At 44.6% G+C, this 15,421-nt stretch carries 13 protein-coding genes; all 13 read right to left on the bottom strand.

Going from position 1 to position 15,421, the window contains the following annotated elements; translation table 11 throughout:
- Nucleotide 1 precedes the first annotated feature (1 nt).
- Nucleotides 2–859, bottom strand: a complete 858-nt coding sequence (gene pabC, locus RBH91_RS00470) for an aminodeoxychorismate lyase (RefSeq protein ID WP_307893082.1) — start codon at nt 857–859, stop codon at nt 2–4.
- Complete coding sequence (gene pabA, locus RBH91_RS00465; protein ID WP_076760994.1) at nt 856–1,440, bottom strand: aminodeoxychorismate/anthranilate synthase component II; 585 nt, start codon at nt 1,438–1,440, stop codon at nt 856–858. The genes pabC and pabA overlap by 4 nt, the downstream gene beginning before the upstream one ends.
- Complete coding sequence (locus RBH91_RS00460) at nt 1,437–2,867, bottom strand: anthranilate synthase component I family protein (protein ID WP_307893080.1); 1,431 nt, start codon at nt 2,865–2,867, stop codon at nt 1,437–1,439. The genes pabA and RBH91_RS00460 overlap by 4 nt, the downstream gene beginning before the upstream one ends.
- Before the next feature lie 196 nt (nt 2,868–3,063).
- The gene (gene cysK / locus RBH91_RS00455) at nt 3,064–3,987 is read right to left on the bottom strand and encodes a cysteine synthase A (protein ID WP_307893078.1); all 924 of its coding nucleotides are present in this window, start codon (nt 3,985–3,987) and stop codon (nt 3,064–3,066) included.
- A 68-nt stretch (nt 3,988–4,055) separates the two neighbouring features.
- Entirely contained in the window at nt 4,056–4,952 is an 897-nt protein-coding gene (locus tag RBH91_RS00450; protein ID WP_307894605.1) for a peptidyl-prolyl cis-trans isomerase, read from the bottom strand.
- A gap of 54 nt (nt 4,953–5,006) precedes the next feature.
- Nucleotides 5,007–5,876, bottom strand: coding sequence for an Hsp33 family molecular chaperone HslO (hslO, locus tag RBH91_RS00445; protein WP_076760997.1), 870 nt, complete (start codon nt 5,874–5,876; stop codon nt 5,007–5,009).
- A 10-nt stretch (nt 5,877–5,886) separates the two neighbouring features.
- Nucleotides 5,887–6,663 carry a type III pantothenate kinase gene (locus RBH91_RS00440; RefSeq protein ID WP_150196188.1) on the bottom strand — a complete coding sequence of 259 codons (777 nt, stop codon included), beginning with the start codon at nt 6,661–6,663 and terminating at the stop codon, nt 5,887–5,889.
- Nucleotides 6,664–6,871: 208 nt separating this feature from the next.
- Nucleotides 6,872–8,791, bottom strand: coding sequence for an ATP-dependent zinc metalloprotease FtsH (ftsH, locus tag RBH91_RS00435; RefSeq protein ID WP_076760999.1), 1,920 nt, complete (start codon nt 8,789–8,791; stop codon nt 6,872–6,874).
- A gap of 97 nt (nt 8,792–8,888) precedes the next feature.
- A complete protein-coding gene (gene hpt, locus RBH91_RS00430) occupies nt 8,889–9,428 on the bottom strand; it encodes a hypoxanthine phosphoribosyltransferase (protein WP_076761000.1) in 540 nt (179 codons plus the stop codon).
- Nucleotides 9,412–10,839, bottom strand: coding sequence for a tRNA lysidine(34) synthetase TilS (tilS, locus tag RBH91_RS00425; RefSeq protein ID WP_307893077.1), 1,428 nt, complete (start codon nt 10,837–10,839; stop codon nt 9,412–9,414). The genes hpt and tilS overlap by 17 nt, the downstream gene beginning before the upstream one ends.
- A gap of 101 nt (nt 10,840–10,940) precedes the next feature.
- Nucleotides 10,941–11,966, bottom strand: coding sequence for a protein kinase domain-containing protein (locus RBH91_RS00420; protein WP_307893076.1), 1,026 nt, complete (start codon nt 11,964–11,966; stop codon nt 10,941–10,943).
- Entirely contained in the window at nt 11,932–12,690 is a 759-nt protein-coding gene (locus tag RBH91_RS00415; protein WP_275666987.1) for a VWA domain-containing protein, read from the bottom strand. The genes RBH91_RS00420 and RBH91_RS00415 overlap by 35 nt, the downstream gene beginning before the upstream one ends.
- Before the next feature lie 54 nt (nt 12,691–12,744).
- Nucleotides 12,745–15,234 (bottom strand): stage II sporulation protein E, encoded by a 2,490-nt coding sequence (spoIIE, locus tag RBH91_RS00410; protein WP_307893075.1) that lies wholly within the window; start codon nt 15,232–15,234, stop codon nt 12,745–12,747.
- Nucleotides 15,235–15,421 lie beyond the last annotated feature (187 nt).

Below are 15,421 nucleotides of genomic sequence, written 5' to 3'. Positions count from 1 at the left end.
ATCAATTATAGTCTTTTGTTGCTTGTCTATCGTTAGTGTATACCTCTTGCAGACTTTTTGTCAGGCTTCCATCCTTTCCCGGGAATGCGGCACCGCCGATTTTCCGGAGTGGGACGATTTCCTGAACGGAATTGGTCATCCAGGCTTCATCCGCATGGAGAAGGTGCTCCAATGGATATTCTCCCTGCTTGACTTCAACTCCCATATGTTTGAGACGCTCGATTAGATAACGCCTTGTCACACCGTCTAAAATGCCGGTCTTCAATGAAGGAGTATACACACACCCGTCTTTTTGCCAAAAAAGATTGGAAATGATTCCTTCGGCAACAGCTCCTCCGTCCGTCAGAAAAATCCCTTCTTGATCCGGCTCATTTCCCAACTCTCGTTTTCCGTACAGGTTATTTAAAAAATGATGAGATTTCAGGCGGAATGGACCCTCAGGCGTATTTCTGCGGACTTGCAAAACGACACCTTCCTTTTCAGCGGGAACAGACGCCGGATGAAAAGCATTCATAATCACCATGATGCCGGGTTTTTTGTACGAATTTGGAAAAAGTCCCGGTCCGCCGGGCCCGGCTGATATATTCAGCCTGATTCGCGCATCTCCATTTGGCGGCTGATTCATTTCGAGCAGCTTGTCCAGCACAGCGAGTACATCGCTTTGCGTCAGGGCCGTCTCTATTTTCAGCTCACCTAATGCTTTCTCAAGCCTTTCCATATGCCATTCAAGCAGAAAAGGCTTCCCTTCATAAAGGCGAAATGTTTCAAAAACGCCGATTCCATATAAAAAACCATGGTCAAAAGGAGAAAGTCTTGCTTCTTCCTCCTTTACATATTGACCGTTCAGATAAATGATCATGCGTTCACTTTCTTTCGGTAAGACTCAATAAAGTTTTTGAGCATTTCTTTACCGAAGGATGTCATGATGGATTCCGGATGGAACTGTACGCCTTCGATCGGCAATTCTTTATGCCTGATGGCCATGATCTCTCCTTCTTCTGTCCAGGCGGATTTGATAAAGCAGCTCGGCAGGGTCTCCGGTTTGACAATAAGTGAATGGTACCTTGTAGCCGTCAACGGATTCTCCAAACCTTTAAAAACCGTTGATCCGTCATGAGAAATGCCGGACGTTTTCCCGTGCATCAAACGCTCTGCCCTGACCACGTCGCCTCCGAAAACCTGGGCGATCGACTGATGTCCGAGGCAGACACCGAAAATTGGAATCTTCCCGGCAAAATAGCGGATGGCTTCAAGGCTGATTCCCGCTTCATCAGGACTGCACGGACCTGGCGAAATCATGAGAAAGTCAGGAGACATATCTTCTATTTCCGCCACTGTAATTTCATCATTGCGTTTTACAACCAATTCTTCTCCGAGCTCACCTAAATACTGAACCAAATTGTAAGTAAACGAATCATAATTGTCGATCATCAAAATCATATCTCAGCTCTCCTCTGCTCTTTTTTCTCTTCTTCACTCAACTGTAGCGCTTTTGTCATCGCAATGGCCTTTTTCAATGATTCCTTGTACTCATGCTTAGGGTTTGAATCAATAACGATTCCTGCTCCAGACTGCATGAATGCATGGCCTGCTTTGACATAAATTGTTCGGATGACGATATTAAAGTGCATATCTTGATTATATCCGAACCATCCTATAGAACCAGTATAAAGCCCTCGCCTCGTCGGCTCAAGCTCCTCAATAATTTCCATTGTTCTGACCTTCGGTGCTCCCGTGATCGTTCCCCCCGGAAATACGGCGTGGATGACATCAACAGCATCACATTCTTCTTTTATTTCTCCGCACACATTTGAAACAATGTGCATCACATGTGAATATTTTTCAATCACCATGAATTCATCGACACGTACAGATCCGTACTTCGATACTCTGCCAAGGTCATTCCGCTCTAAATCAACAAGCATCACATGTTCAGCCCGTTCTTTTTCATTCATGATCAATTCATTTGCGAGCGACTCATCTTCCGCTTCATCAGCGCCTCGGGATCTTGTCCCTGCGATAGGTCTCGTTTCAAGAAGGGTTCCTTTCTTTTTAATGAGCAGTTCAGGCGACCCGCAAATCACTTGAAAATCAGGGGTTTGCAAGTATGCCATGTAAGGCGAAGGGTTTACTTTTCTTAACATTTTATATACGTCATAAGGTGCCGCCGAGAGCTGCTCAGACTGCCGCACAGAAAGATTCACCTGAAACACGTCACCGCTGGCGATGTATTGCTTTATTTTTTCGACGGCCTGTGAGAAACCTGCTTCTGTAAAGGATGGGGCAAACGAAGCGTCTTTATCGTCTGCCGGCTCTCCATGCTCTGCCGTTTCAGGGTCTTCAAATTTCCATACATGTTCAAGCTGACTCAGTTTTTCTTCTGCATTAGAGAGCCCTTTCTCCGCGCTGTGCGTGATCAGCCAAAGCGTTTCATTCGCATGATCGTAGACAGCTAAATCATCGAACACGAGAAAGAATAAGTCAGGCGTTTGCAGATCATCGATAGACAGAATTTTAAATTTTTCAATATAGCGGGCATAATCATAGCTTAAAAAACCGACAGCCCCTCCCTGAAAATCGGGAAAATCTGCAACCGTCTCCGTTTTCAATGTTTGAAACCACCGGTTAAATTGTAAAAACGGATCTCCCTCTTTAAATAATGTTTCCCCTTTATAATGAATCGTGGTGATTCCGTCTTTCCCCTTTGCAACGGCGACAGGATCAAGCCCGGCAATACTGTATTCGCCGCCTCTGGCGCTTTCCAAAAGAACATGGTGTTCTTTATCTTTAGAAAGACGTTCATACTGTTTTAAAAAGCGCTCATGGGAAAAGGGGATCGTTCTAGCTAATGGCCTTCGTTGTGTCATTCTATCATTCCTCTGCCGTTTTCTATTGTCCTTATTGTAATGCAAATCTTTTTTCTAGGAAAAGAGAATTTCATTTCCAATATATAAAAAGCCCTTGAGCATTTCACTCAAGGACACCGTTTTTAAAGAAGACCGACGCCTCAGGTAAAAACAAAAGGCCGTCGACATTGTCGACAGCCCCGGCCTTTTCCCGTGTCTATTCAAATTGATAAAGAGGCGTGCTTAAGTATCTTTCTCCATTACTAGGAAGGACAGCAAGCACTTTTTTGCCTTTTCCAAGCTTTTTCGCAACTTGAACGGCAGCATAGATCGCCGCTCCTGAAGAAATTCCTCCGAGAATCCCTTCTTCTCTTGCAGCTTTACGGGCAAATTCAAAGGCTTCTTCATTTTTCACTTTGACAATTTCATCGTAAATATCCGTATTCAGAATTTCAGGAACGAATCCTGCTCCGATTCCTTGAATTTTATGCGGACCTGGTTTTCCCCCGGAAAGAACCGGTGAATCTGTCGGTTCAACCGCAAATATTTTAATGGATGGATTCTTTTCTTTCAGAACCTCTCCGGCTCCTGTAATGGTTCCGCCCGTTCCGATACCTGCGACGAACGCATCAAGCCCATCTCCAAATTGTTGAACGATTTCTTGGCCTGTCGTGCGGCGGTGAACTTCCACATTCGCAAGGTTGTTAAATTGCTGCGGCATAAAGTAGCCTTTTTCTTCAGCCAGCTCCTCAGCTTTTTTAATGGCGCCTTTCATTCCTTCAGCACCCGGTGTCAACACAAGCTCCGCTCCATAAGCGCGAAGAAGGTTGCGGCGCTCAGAGCTCATTGTATCAGGCATAACGAGGATTGCTTTGATGCCTTTTGCGGCAGCCACCATAGCAAGCCCGATGCCTGTATTTCCGCTTGTTGGTTCAATCAGTGTATCTCCCTCTTTTAGAAGGCCTTTTTCTTCGGCGTCTTCAATCATCGCAAGCGCAATCCGGTCTTTTACGCTGCTTCCGGGATTCATATACTCAAGTTTTACATAAACATCAGCACTGTTTTCATCAACTAGACGATTTAATTTAACGACAGGTGTGTTTCCGATTAAGTCGTAGACAGAGTTTGCAACGCGAACCATTTGAACACCTCAATTTCCGAGTAATTTTATTGGGATTATATATAATTTATCAATATCAAAATATTTTGTCAATCTTTATTTTTATCGTCATAAAACCACGATACTTTTGCATCTTTCCAAAGCGTTTTGACTGAAGCTCTGTCACCCAGCTGATCCATTGCAATCTGCCTTCTGATTTGATCCTTCACTTCACGAAAAGTGAAAGCCCTGCTGCTAAGCTTTTCCTCCAGCTGGATAATCGCATATCCTTGGCTTGTTTTAATCGGTTCATCCACCCACTGATTTTCTTTTAAATGTTCGGCCATTTGCAAATATTCCGGCGGAATGTTTTCGTTCTGATCATTGACAAATCCCAGGTCTCCGCCATAAGGAGCCGTGTACCTGTCGGTTGAGTGTTCAGCGGCGGCCGCTTCAAAGCTTGATCCGCCCTCTAATTCCTTTAAAACCTGTTCAGCCTCATCTTTATCTTTTACCACGATATGTTTCAGACGGTAAGAGTCGTCAAACTTGTATAAATCCTTATTTTTTTCATAGAAGGATTTTAATTCGCTTTCGGAAATGACGATATCTTTTGTCAGCAGTTCTTCAAGAAGTATGTTATGCCTGATCTGATCTCTCCATTCCTTTTCCGTCGTGTCTTCGTCTTCATAAAAGGAATTATAAACCGCTTTGATCAGAAGAAACTCCCTGTCGATCTCATCATCAGAAACCTTGATGTTATTCTTTTCAGCCAGCTGGGTGACGACGCGATCATTGATCATATCCTCCAATGTCGCTTTACCGTAGCGCTCTTCCATTTCACTCAGCCATTCTTCACGCGTGATGCCGCTTTTTCCGATGTCGGCGATCACTTCTTGAGCCGCTGAAGTGGAAGCGGTCTGTGATTTTGTAAGGACGTATGCAATCACAATGCAATTGACGAAAATGGCGCCCAATATAATGGGCCATAGTGTTCTTGATTTCAAAATCGCTTTCTCTCCTTTCCCCATCGTAAAAGACCCGCTAATGGATAGCGGGCATTATATTTCATCTCTTAGCGCTTCAAGCTCTTCTTTTGTAAACAAATACGTTTCATTACAAAAATGGCATTGCGCCTCGGCTTTTCCATCTTCGTCAATCATGGCTTGAATTTCCTGTTTGCCGAGACCGATAATTCCTCTTGCAAAACGCTCTTTTGAACAATTACATGTAAAACGGACAGGAACGGTTTCCAGTACTTCCGGATCTTCTCCCAAGACTGCGCTCAGCACTTCCTCAGGAGTCAGACCTTTTTGAATCAGCTTGGAAATCGGTTCCACTTGAGAAAGGTTTGTTTCCAGTCTTGTAATCGTTTCATCATCAGTCCCCGGCAGTAGCTGAATAATAAATCCGCCGGCCGCCAAAATCGTATTGTCAGGATTGACGAGCACACCGACGCCGACAGAAGAAGGGACTTGCTCGGAAGACACGAGATAATATGTAAAATCCTCGCCGACTTCCCCGGAAACGATCTCAACTTGACCCGTAAATAAATCGCGTAAACCAAGGTCTTTGACAACACTCAATGTTCCTGACGTTCCGACGGCCCTTTTGACATCGAGCTTTCCATGCTCATTTAAGTCAAAATGAACGTGCGGATTAGATACGTATCCCCTTACGTCTCCCTTTGCGTTTCCATCTGCGACAATAGCTCCGATCGGTCCGCCGCCTTCAATTTTAACGGTAAGCTTGTCTTCGCCTTTAAGCATGGCACCGAGCATTACGGCTGCCGTCATCGTCCTGCCTAATGCAGCAGAAGCTGTCGGCCATGTATTGTGCCTTCTTTGCGCTTCATGAATCGTTTCTGTTGTTCTTGCTGCATATGCCCGGACTTTGCCGTCATATGCAATGGCTTTTACTAAATAATCCATAGTCATCCTCCTATACACTTTCAACGCGATTCCGTTCGTATATCAGCTCAAGCCCCTTTAAGGTGAGAAACGGATCAACAACATCAATACAGTCGGACTCATCTGCAATCAAGGATGCCAGACCGCCTGTTGCAATGACTTTCGGGTTTTGTTTGGACTGCCATTTCATCCGTTTGACAATCCCTTCAACTTGTCCGACATAGCCGTAAAGAATTCCGGATTGCATAGCGCTGACCGTACTTTTGCCGACGATGTTATCAGGCCGCGCAATTTCAATTCTAGGAAGTTTTGCGGCTCTTGAATAAAGGGCTTCTGTCGATATCGTGATCCCCGGTGCGATCGCTCCGCCCATGTATTCCTTGCGCTCGTTAATATAACAGTACGTTGTAGCGGTTCCAAAATCAACGACGATCAGCGGGCCGCCGTAGAGGTGAATCGCAGCGACTGCATTCACAATCCGATCCGCCCCGACTTCTTTCGGATTATCGTATTTAATATTTAATCCTGTTTTCATTCCGGGACCGACAATCTGCGGCTCGATCTGAAAATATTTTGTACACATTCTTTCAAGGGAAAACATGATCGGGGGTACAACTGATGAAATAATAATTCCTTCAATTTGATCAAACATTAGCCCCACGTAATCGAATAAAGAACGAAGGAGCATGCCGAATTCATCTTCGGTTTTATGGCGGCTTGTTTCGATCCGCCAGTGATATTCAAGCTCACCGTCGTGATATATACCAATAACGGTATTTGTATTTCCCACATCTATAACAAGTAACATCTGATCACCACTTTTGACTAGTTTCTCTTACTTGGACATAAAACATTCTACCATCATACAATACACGATGCCGATTCCGTTTGTAAACGAATCAAACCGGCCGGAAGAAATTCGCCAAAGCGGCTCCTGAAGAAGGCGATAAATAAGAAAAACTGCCAAATAGCGCAAGCTTGGCAGTTTTCTTTAAAAGAATCGAAAAGGGACAGGGTTACTCTTGGTTATCCTCTTTTCTTTCTTCATCTTCTCTTTTGTTGATGTTTACTTTTACATCGTCTTTTTTCTCTTGCTCATCTTCATAAGTACGGTCAGGCAGTTTTCCGTGTTCAGTCAAATGCTTGATTTGCTCAGCATCGAGCGTTTCGACATCCAGCAATGTTTGGGCTATCAGCTCAAGCTTATCGCGATTTTCGGTAAGGATTGTTTTAGCACGTTCATAGCAATCCTTAATGAAGTGCTGAATTTCTTTATCGATTTCATACGCGATCGCATCGCTGTAGTTCTGATCATTGTTGAAGTCGCGGCCTAAGAACACCTGGCCGCCTTGCGACTGTCCGAATTGAAGAGGACCGAGTTTTTCAGACATTCCAAATTCAGTAACCATTCGTCTTGCAATACTTGTTGCACGCTGGAAGTCATTGTGGGCTCCCGTGCTGACTTCACCGAATATAATCTCCTCAGCTACACGGCCTCCAAGCAGGCCGACAATTTTATCGAGAAGTTCAGGTTTCGTTTGGAAATAACGGTCTTCCTTAGGAAGCATAACGGCATATCCGCCCGCTTGGCCGCGGGGAACAATCGTTACTTTATGCACCATATCCGCTTCGTCCAAGACGAGTCCGATGACGGTGTGTCCGGCTTCATGGTATGCAACGATATTGCGTTCTTTTTTAGAAATCACCCTGCTTTTCTTGGCAGGTCCTGCGATGACACGGTCTGTCGCTTCATCAATGTCACGCATATCGATTTTCTTTTTATCATGACGGGCTGCTACAAGAGCCGCTTCATTTAAAAGGTTTTCAAGATCCGCACCGGAGAATCCAGGCGTTCTCATCGCAATCGATTTTAAGTTGACAGCTTCGTCAAGCGGCTTGTTTCTCGCATGCACTTGAAGTACGGCTTCACGACCTTTGACATCAGGACGGTCAACTGTAATTTGACGGTCAAAGCGTCCCGGACGCAGCAATGCAGGGTCTAAAATATCCGCACGGTTTGTCGCAGCAATGATAATGATCCCTTCATTCGCGCTGAATCCGTCCATTTCAACGAGAAGCTGGTTCAGCGTCTGCTCACGTTCATCATGTCCGCCGCCAAGACCTGCACCACGCTGACGCCCGACTGCATCGATCTCATCGATGAAAATCAGACACGGCGCATTTTTCTTGGCATTTTCGAACAAGTCGCGCACACGTGAAGCACCGACCCCGACGAACATTTCAACGAAGTCAGATCCGCTTATACTGAAGAAAGGTACGCCCGCTTCACCGGCACAAGCTTTTGCAAGCAATGTTTTACCTGTACCCGGAGGCCCGACCAAAAGAACACCTTTCGGAATCCTTGCCCCGAGTTCAGCAAATTTGCGGGGATCTTTCAGGAAATCAACGACTTCAACAAGCTCTTGCTTTTCCTCATCCGCTCCTGCCACATCTTTGAATTTGACTCGTTTCTTTTCTTCTGTATAAAGCTTAGCCTTGCTTTTACCGAAGTTCATGACACGGCTGCCGCCGCCTTGAGCCTGATTAAGCAGGAAGAAGAAAAGAATGAAGATAATAACAAAAGGGATGATGGTGGTAAAGAATGTCATCCATCCGCTTGTTTCCTGTGCGGGTTCAACCTGCACCTTCATTTTCTTAGCAACGTCAACAATCTGATCTGCCCCTTTTCCTTCAGGAACATGAGTCAGAAAATACTGGTCTTTCTCATAGTTCGCCAGCTGTCCGCGGACCTCATAAACACCCCTGACAGGCTGGATAGACACATTTTCAACCTTCCCGTTTTCAAGGTTTGAAACAAAGTCACTGTACGTCATATTTTCGGTTTTCGGATTTGCGGTTTGGAAGTAGCTCACAACTCCGATCACAACTAATAAAATAAGTAAATAAAAAATGGTATTACGGAAGACCCGATTCATTCCTTACCTCCTCCCACAGTAAGCACAACTATGTTCAATAGTATCATAGAAAATCGTTCCAATACAACAGATATCCCTTTTGCAGACAAGCCTCATATCAGCTTTCATAAACCGCCGGTTTGAGTACTCCGATATACGGAAGATTGCGGTAGCGTTCTGCATAATCAAGGCCGTATCCCACAACGAAAGCGTCGGGAACTTCAAAGCCGACATAATCCGCTTTGATATCTGCTTTGCGTCCGCTCGGCTTATCAAGAAGGGTCACAATCTTAATCGATTTTGCTTTGCGGTATCGGAAAAGCTCTACAAGATAACTTAAAGTCAGCCCACTGTCGATGATGTCTTCAATAATTAAGATGTCACGGCCCTCTACTGATGTATCCAAATCCTTAATGATTTTGACTTCACCGGAAGAAACCGTGGAATTGCCATAGCTTGATACATCCATGAAATCCATTTCCAAATATGTATCAATATGCTTCAAAAGATCGGCCATAAACGGCATGGCTCCCTTTAACACACCGATGGCCAACGGGAACTTGCCGCTATACTCTTCTGTTAACGCCGCGCCGAGCCCCTTGACTTTTTTTTGGATCTCTTCTTCAGAGATCAAGATATTTTCAATATCCTGTTTCATTCTTTGCTAGCCCCCTACACTTTTCATGCTGTCTATATTGTAATACAATGCGATCATTGTTTGTAACATCAAGTTCCTCAAAAATGGTTTTTTTCAGACCAGGTATCCAGACAATTCGTCCAATCGCGTCTGTCACAATGGGCCAGCTGTCTCTTTTTGCAAGAGGCACTTTTTCATCAATAAATATATCTTTTACCTTTTTTGAGCCGTTCATCCCTTTAAGTTTGATTCTGTCTCCTTTTTGTCTTGTCCGGACATAGAGAGGGAAATGAACCTGCTGCGGACTTGTTGCAAAAACTTCATTTCCATTGGGCACAGGGGCTGAACCTTGTCTGCTCACATGAAGGGAAAAACCGTTAGGAAGCATCAGGTCTTCTTCTGCACCGCTTATTTCATAATGATAGGAAATATTTTCACATTGCACACGCTGAAATGTAAACAAACATGTATGATAAGATTTAACCACTTTTAGCCCATTTGGGAAATCAAGAGAACCGGAAGGATCCGCTTTTGAAATCCATTCCAGAAACACCTTAATATGATGGGCTGAAAACGCAGATGGAACGTTTTCATAAAGATAGTTTAATATTAGTTGAACTCCCCTTCTTTGTAAAGGCATAGGAAGCTCAATAAGGTGCTTGACGCTGATTTTCACACCGGAACTTGACTTGCTTGTGATTACTGTATTCATTTTCTCTTTTGTTAATGCCTGTAAGTATAATTCGTCCTCAGTCAGCGATTCACTGACGAATTGAAACCGTTTATGGACATCTTCCGACTCCTTCTTTAAGAAAGGGAGAACATGGTGTCTGAATCTGTTCCGTGTATAATCATCCTGATCATTGCTCGGATCCGTCCTGAACGGTACATTATTCGCTTTGCAGTAAGCCAAAAGATCTTCTTTGGCAAGCCCGAGAAACGGCCTGATCAGCCATCCGTTATCAAAACGGCGCTTCGGCTGAATACCGGCAAGTCCCATACCGATGGTGCCTTTCGCCAATTTCATCAGCATCGTCTCGATCTGATCATCACCATGGTGAGCAAGGGCCAAATATTTCGCTTGATGATTTTTCATTTGCTCCTTAAAGAACTGGAATCTGCATTCTCTTGCGGCCGCCTGTTTATTAAGACTTTTTTCGGACGCATACTTTTGAACATCAATTTGCTGCGCCTCACAGCGAATGCCCTCTGCTGCGCAATATTCCTGAACAAAACGCATATCTTTTTCAGACTCTTCGCCTCTGAACTGATGATCGACATGTGCGGCAATGAGTGTCGCAGTGCCGGGAATCATATGATGTAATGCATGAAGCAGAGCCATGGAATCAGGTCCGCCGGAGACGCCGGCGATGATCGTTGCCCCATCAAAAGCCAGTTCGTATTTTTCAATAAAATCTTCTATGCTTTTCACAATGTCCTCCCACTAAGAGCAGGGTGATTTTCAAAAGATATAAATAATCCTAACACTTTCAATCAGTCCCTGCAAAGAAGAGCTATCACCCTTGCGATGTCTCAAATAAAAAAGAGCACGATATAGGCGAAATAAAGGGCAAGCACACTCACAACGATCAGCAGCGTCTCAAAGATGCCGCCGGATTTTTGATGATTTTTCCGCACCTTTCGACCGCTTCTCGACCGCTGCTGAGGCGCTGTCCGCCGCCTTTGTCCCGTCCCTTGCGACGAGGCCGGTATTGAAGATGGACGGGCGGTTCTCGATTGACGGCGGCTCGGGCGGCCCGCCTCAAGCAAGTCAGCCTTCATTTCATCCGCTGTATTGTATCTTCCTTTTAAAGCCGATAATAAAACCGCTTTATATTTCGTCAAAAACGGGTGGCTGTCGATGACCGACAAAAGCTGATCCATCGGTTTGCTTGTTTTCTTAAATTCTTTCTTTGTCACGCAATTCATCATAATCATGGCCACGGAAAACAGATCATATGAAGGTTCAGCCTTGCGAGTTCCGCATTCCCAGTATCCTCTGTCAAAAAACTCAGTGTATTCCTTGATGGCCCGGCCTTCTTTCGTCGTCCCGCCGACATCAATACAGCGAATCCTTGCCGGAGGTCCCGTCACGATCAAGTTTTCGGGTTTTAAATCTCCAAACACCCATCCTTCGCGATGAATGATGGATAAGCTTGATAAAAGCTGGCTGATCAATACCGGAATCCACTCCTCTCCTTTCTCGTTGATATAACGCAAAAGCAGAGGCCCCTCAATATATTCCATTACATAAAATGAGAGCTTCTTTCCGGTATTGGACACTGTCATGTCGTCCACATCAAAAAAAGAAGGCCCCATTGCTCTTGCCTGGGCCTTTGAGAAGGATTTCAGAACATTCACTTCCGAGGTAATCGACAGGCTGTCATCACTCACCTTGAGTGCCACGCGGCCTTTTTTTGAATCGGCCAGGTAAACAACGCCATTAGCCCCTTTTCCAAGCTGTCTGATGATCCTGTAGGAATGATTATTCCATTTCCCAACTACGGCTGAACCCGGCTTTAAACTACCCGCCAAACTCGTCGAAGCGTCTTTCATCATCTTCTAACATGCCCCTTCTTGAGCCGATTTTATTGAAATGCTGTATCGCCTCTCTGATTGCCGGTCCTGTCGGCGTGATTCCTCCGGCAGCCAGTTTGGAAAATATCGAGGAAAGAGATTCAAACTTCGGCGTCCAATCCAGCACAAGTTCAACCTCTTGTTTTTTCCCGGGAAATATAAACATGGCAAATTCGTTTTCACCGATTCTTGAGTTCAGACTGATGGACAGATCAATCAATGCTTCTTTGACTGTCGGGAGCTTTGGATTCATGCTTGCGCTAGTATCGACAAGAACCAAGACGTGTAAATGAACAGTTTCTCCAAGTTCATCCACGACTTCCATGACTTCTCCTCGTTTATCAGGGGGCAGCTCATCCATTTCAGAATGCTTGCCGAGAATTTGTTTAAGCTCATTGTTGACCACACCCTGAAGGGTTTGTGTCATTGCTTTTTTCGTCACCATTTGTACCGTCTGTGACAGCTGTGAAGCATAAACAACCTGGTGAACCCCGCCTCCAGCGAGAGCGATGCCTTCGACTTCTTTCATCGCATCTTGATCCATCGCATTTTCTTCCATAATCCCAATGACATTTACGGTAATCCCCTGCTCTTTTGCAAAGGCTGCCATCGCCTGCGGATCTTCACCGCGGTTCGAACAGCCGTCCGTAATAAGCAGGATTTGATTCAAGTGCCCCTTTTTCATGTTTTTATTCCTCCTGGACAAAGATATCTTTATTTACTTCCATCATCGCCAGAAGAAATTTGATTTATACGAGAGCTAAGAAATCTCTTGATTCTTTTGGAAAAAAGCGGGGGCCGGAATCGACGCCCACTTTGGCGTATTATGATCTATCTTTATGACGATCACCGTCATATCATCCTCAATCAGACCCGACCTTGTCCGAATGACCTCTTCCATGATCAAATCGGCGATTTCCTGAGGGTCCTCTGTTTTAAGCGACTTCAATTTTCTCTTCATCCAAAGATCATGATTTTCTACATGTCTCGGCCCTTCAAAGATTCCGTCACTCATCATGATCAGAATGTCTCCAGCTTTTAATTGTTCGCTGACAACATCGACATCAAACTCGGTAATGATACCGATCGGCAAATTGCTGGCCTGAACTTTGATGATCTGATCTGATCTCTTAATAAAACTTGGCGTTGAACCGATTTTCAAGAATTTGCAGCTGGCATCTTGCAAATCAATAATAGATAGGTCCAGCGTCGAGTAAATCTCATCCGTCGTTCTTAATGAAAGGATGCTGTTGATGGTTTTAATTGCGACCTTTTCATCAATGCCTGACTGAAGGATTTTTTCAAGAAGCTTGATCGTTTCATTGCTTTCAAAGTGCGCCCTGGCGCCATTTCCCATGCCATCGCTGATAGCGGCTGCATATTTGCCTGCTCCGAGTTCCATCATATTATAGCTGTCTCCGGAGACGAGGCCCCCGCCTTTCGCCGCGTGAGCCGCCCCTGTCACAACACGGTAGGATTTTGCCGATCCGAAAGCGACATGACAGTATCCGTTTGGGTGGCCGGCACATTGTTCAGCCTTTACGATGATTTGCTCCTCCAAAATATCAGACAGCATCGGGGCAATGATTTTCTCACATTCTCCATGTCCGTTGCAGTACGGAATACTCATTTCAATATCGATGTTCCCCTGATCGAGACTGTAGATTTCGACTTGCTGTATTTCTATGCCGAAATGCTGCAGCGCTTCCCTAATTTGTTCTTCCTGGATAAAGTGCTGCTCCCGCTCCCTTTTGATTTCCCGAGAAAAGTCAGACATCACCTGTGATACACCGAGAAGCTGTTCTGCTACAAGACGTCTGCTGTCATGCACCTTTTGCTTCAACGTCTGATTGGCTCTAAAGTTTGTCAGCTCGTCCTCTATCAGCGCTTCAACCTGTTTTGATTTAGAACAGTGCTGATTGAATTCTTTTTTCAGCCTGCGGTTTTGATAATATTGCTTTTCCTCTGTTTCTTGCATAACCCGTTTCATCAAATCATATGTTTTATCAAAGTTCTGTACCCAGCACTTGTTTTTCTTATAGCAAGATTGGCAGGAATGTTCTGTAACCGTGCTTAAAAACAGGTCAATTTCTTTTTCTTTCCCTTCCTCATCAGGAACAGAATGGTAAAATGCGGTAAAGCTTTCGGATAAAGCATGAAACACGGTTGAAAATTGATCAACTTTTTGGGCGGTGACATCTCGGATTTTTCTTGCATATTGCTGCTGCTCTTGCGCGTGCTCGACCGTACCCGGTATATATTTGGCCACTTTTTTCGTAATGGACTGCGGTGTTAAAAGAAACAGACCGATCGCGATCAAGGATTCATAAAGCGTTGGTACAAGTTCTGCGGAACCCCCGCCATAAAGAGAAATCAACAAAGATCCGATCAAAAGGCCGACCGCCGCGCCCGCTTTTTTCCCTTCTTTTAGCAAACCGCCTAGAAGGCCGGAAAAAGCCAGCAGACTCATCTGATATAGATTGCCGATATTTGAGAGGCTGAGGATCAAGCCTGTCACAACCCCGACGGTACAGCCGATGCTGGCACCTCCGATAAACGCGAAAGTCAGCACGACATAACGGGCCAATATCAGTTCAGCCTGCATGCCTTGAAATGAAACACCCGTTAATCCGGTAAGAACGGATGCTATTAAAATCATAAAGCAGATGATTTCCTCAATCTTCAACGATTGTTTGGCCCGCTTTGAAGTCACAATCGGCAGGCTTTGCAAAAAAATCAGCGTTAAAATAAAGGATAATCCGGCTTCCACGAAAGCCATAATGTAATGATAGCTTGAAACCGTTCCATATTGTGTGTAAACAAACCCGCATCTTGTCAGCGCCATTGCCAAAAAAACAACGACGGGCAATGTCCTGACTTGATCCTTTATAATATAAGAGGTCAATTTTGAACATATCGCAAACGAAACAATTGCTGCGAGTACAAATAAGGAATGCTGCGGCGATATACTCAGAGCCCCCGCAAGCAGCGCCAAAAACGCCAAGAAAGCTTTGTCTTTTTTAATTAAAAGCATCGCGCCGAAAAATGGAAGAGCAAAGGGTATCACCTCTGACAGAATGAAGGCTCGTCCCAATAAAAAACCGATGATCATATAGATAAACCCTTTATAGAAAAAGAGCGAATATAAATGCTGCATCATAAGCTTCGTCATTTTGCCAAACCATGAGTACATCTTTTGGACAACTGGTCCTGCTATTGGGCTGTTAACCCTTCTTTCCGCTTTTTCCATGATCTCATCCCCCACTCGTTTATTCGTTGCTTGCCATTATAGCGAAAGATGAAATAGGATTTTGTCAAAAGAAGGTAACGATTTAAAAGAACTCTTCGACGGTTTTTGTAAGGAGCTTCAATCACTCTTGATAAGTCGAGTCGATTCTCGGTATTTTGCATTTTTTCCGAAACAAAAAAACCGGCTT

Origin of the sequence: Bacillus swezeyi, assembly GCF_030908325.1 — a bacterium.
Lineage (GTDB): Bacteria > Bacillota > Bacilli > Bacillales > Bacillaceae > Bacillus > Bacillus swezeyi.
The sequence above is the reverse complement of the archived record's forward strand: the minus strand, read 5'-3'. Positions and strand labels throughout refer to the sequence as shown.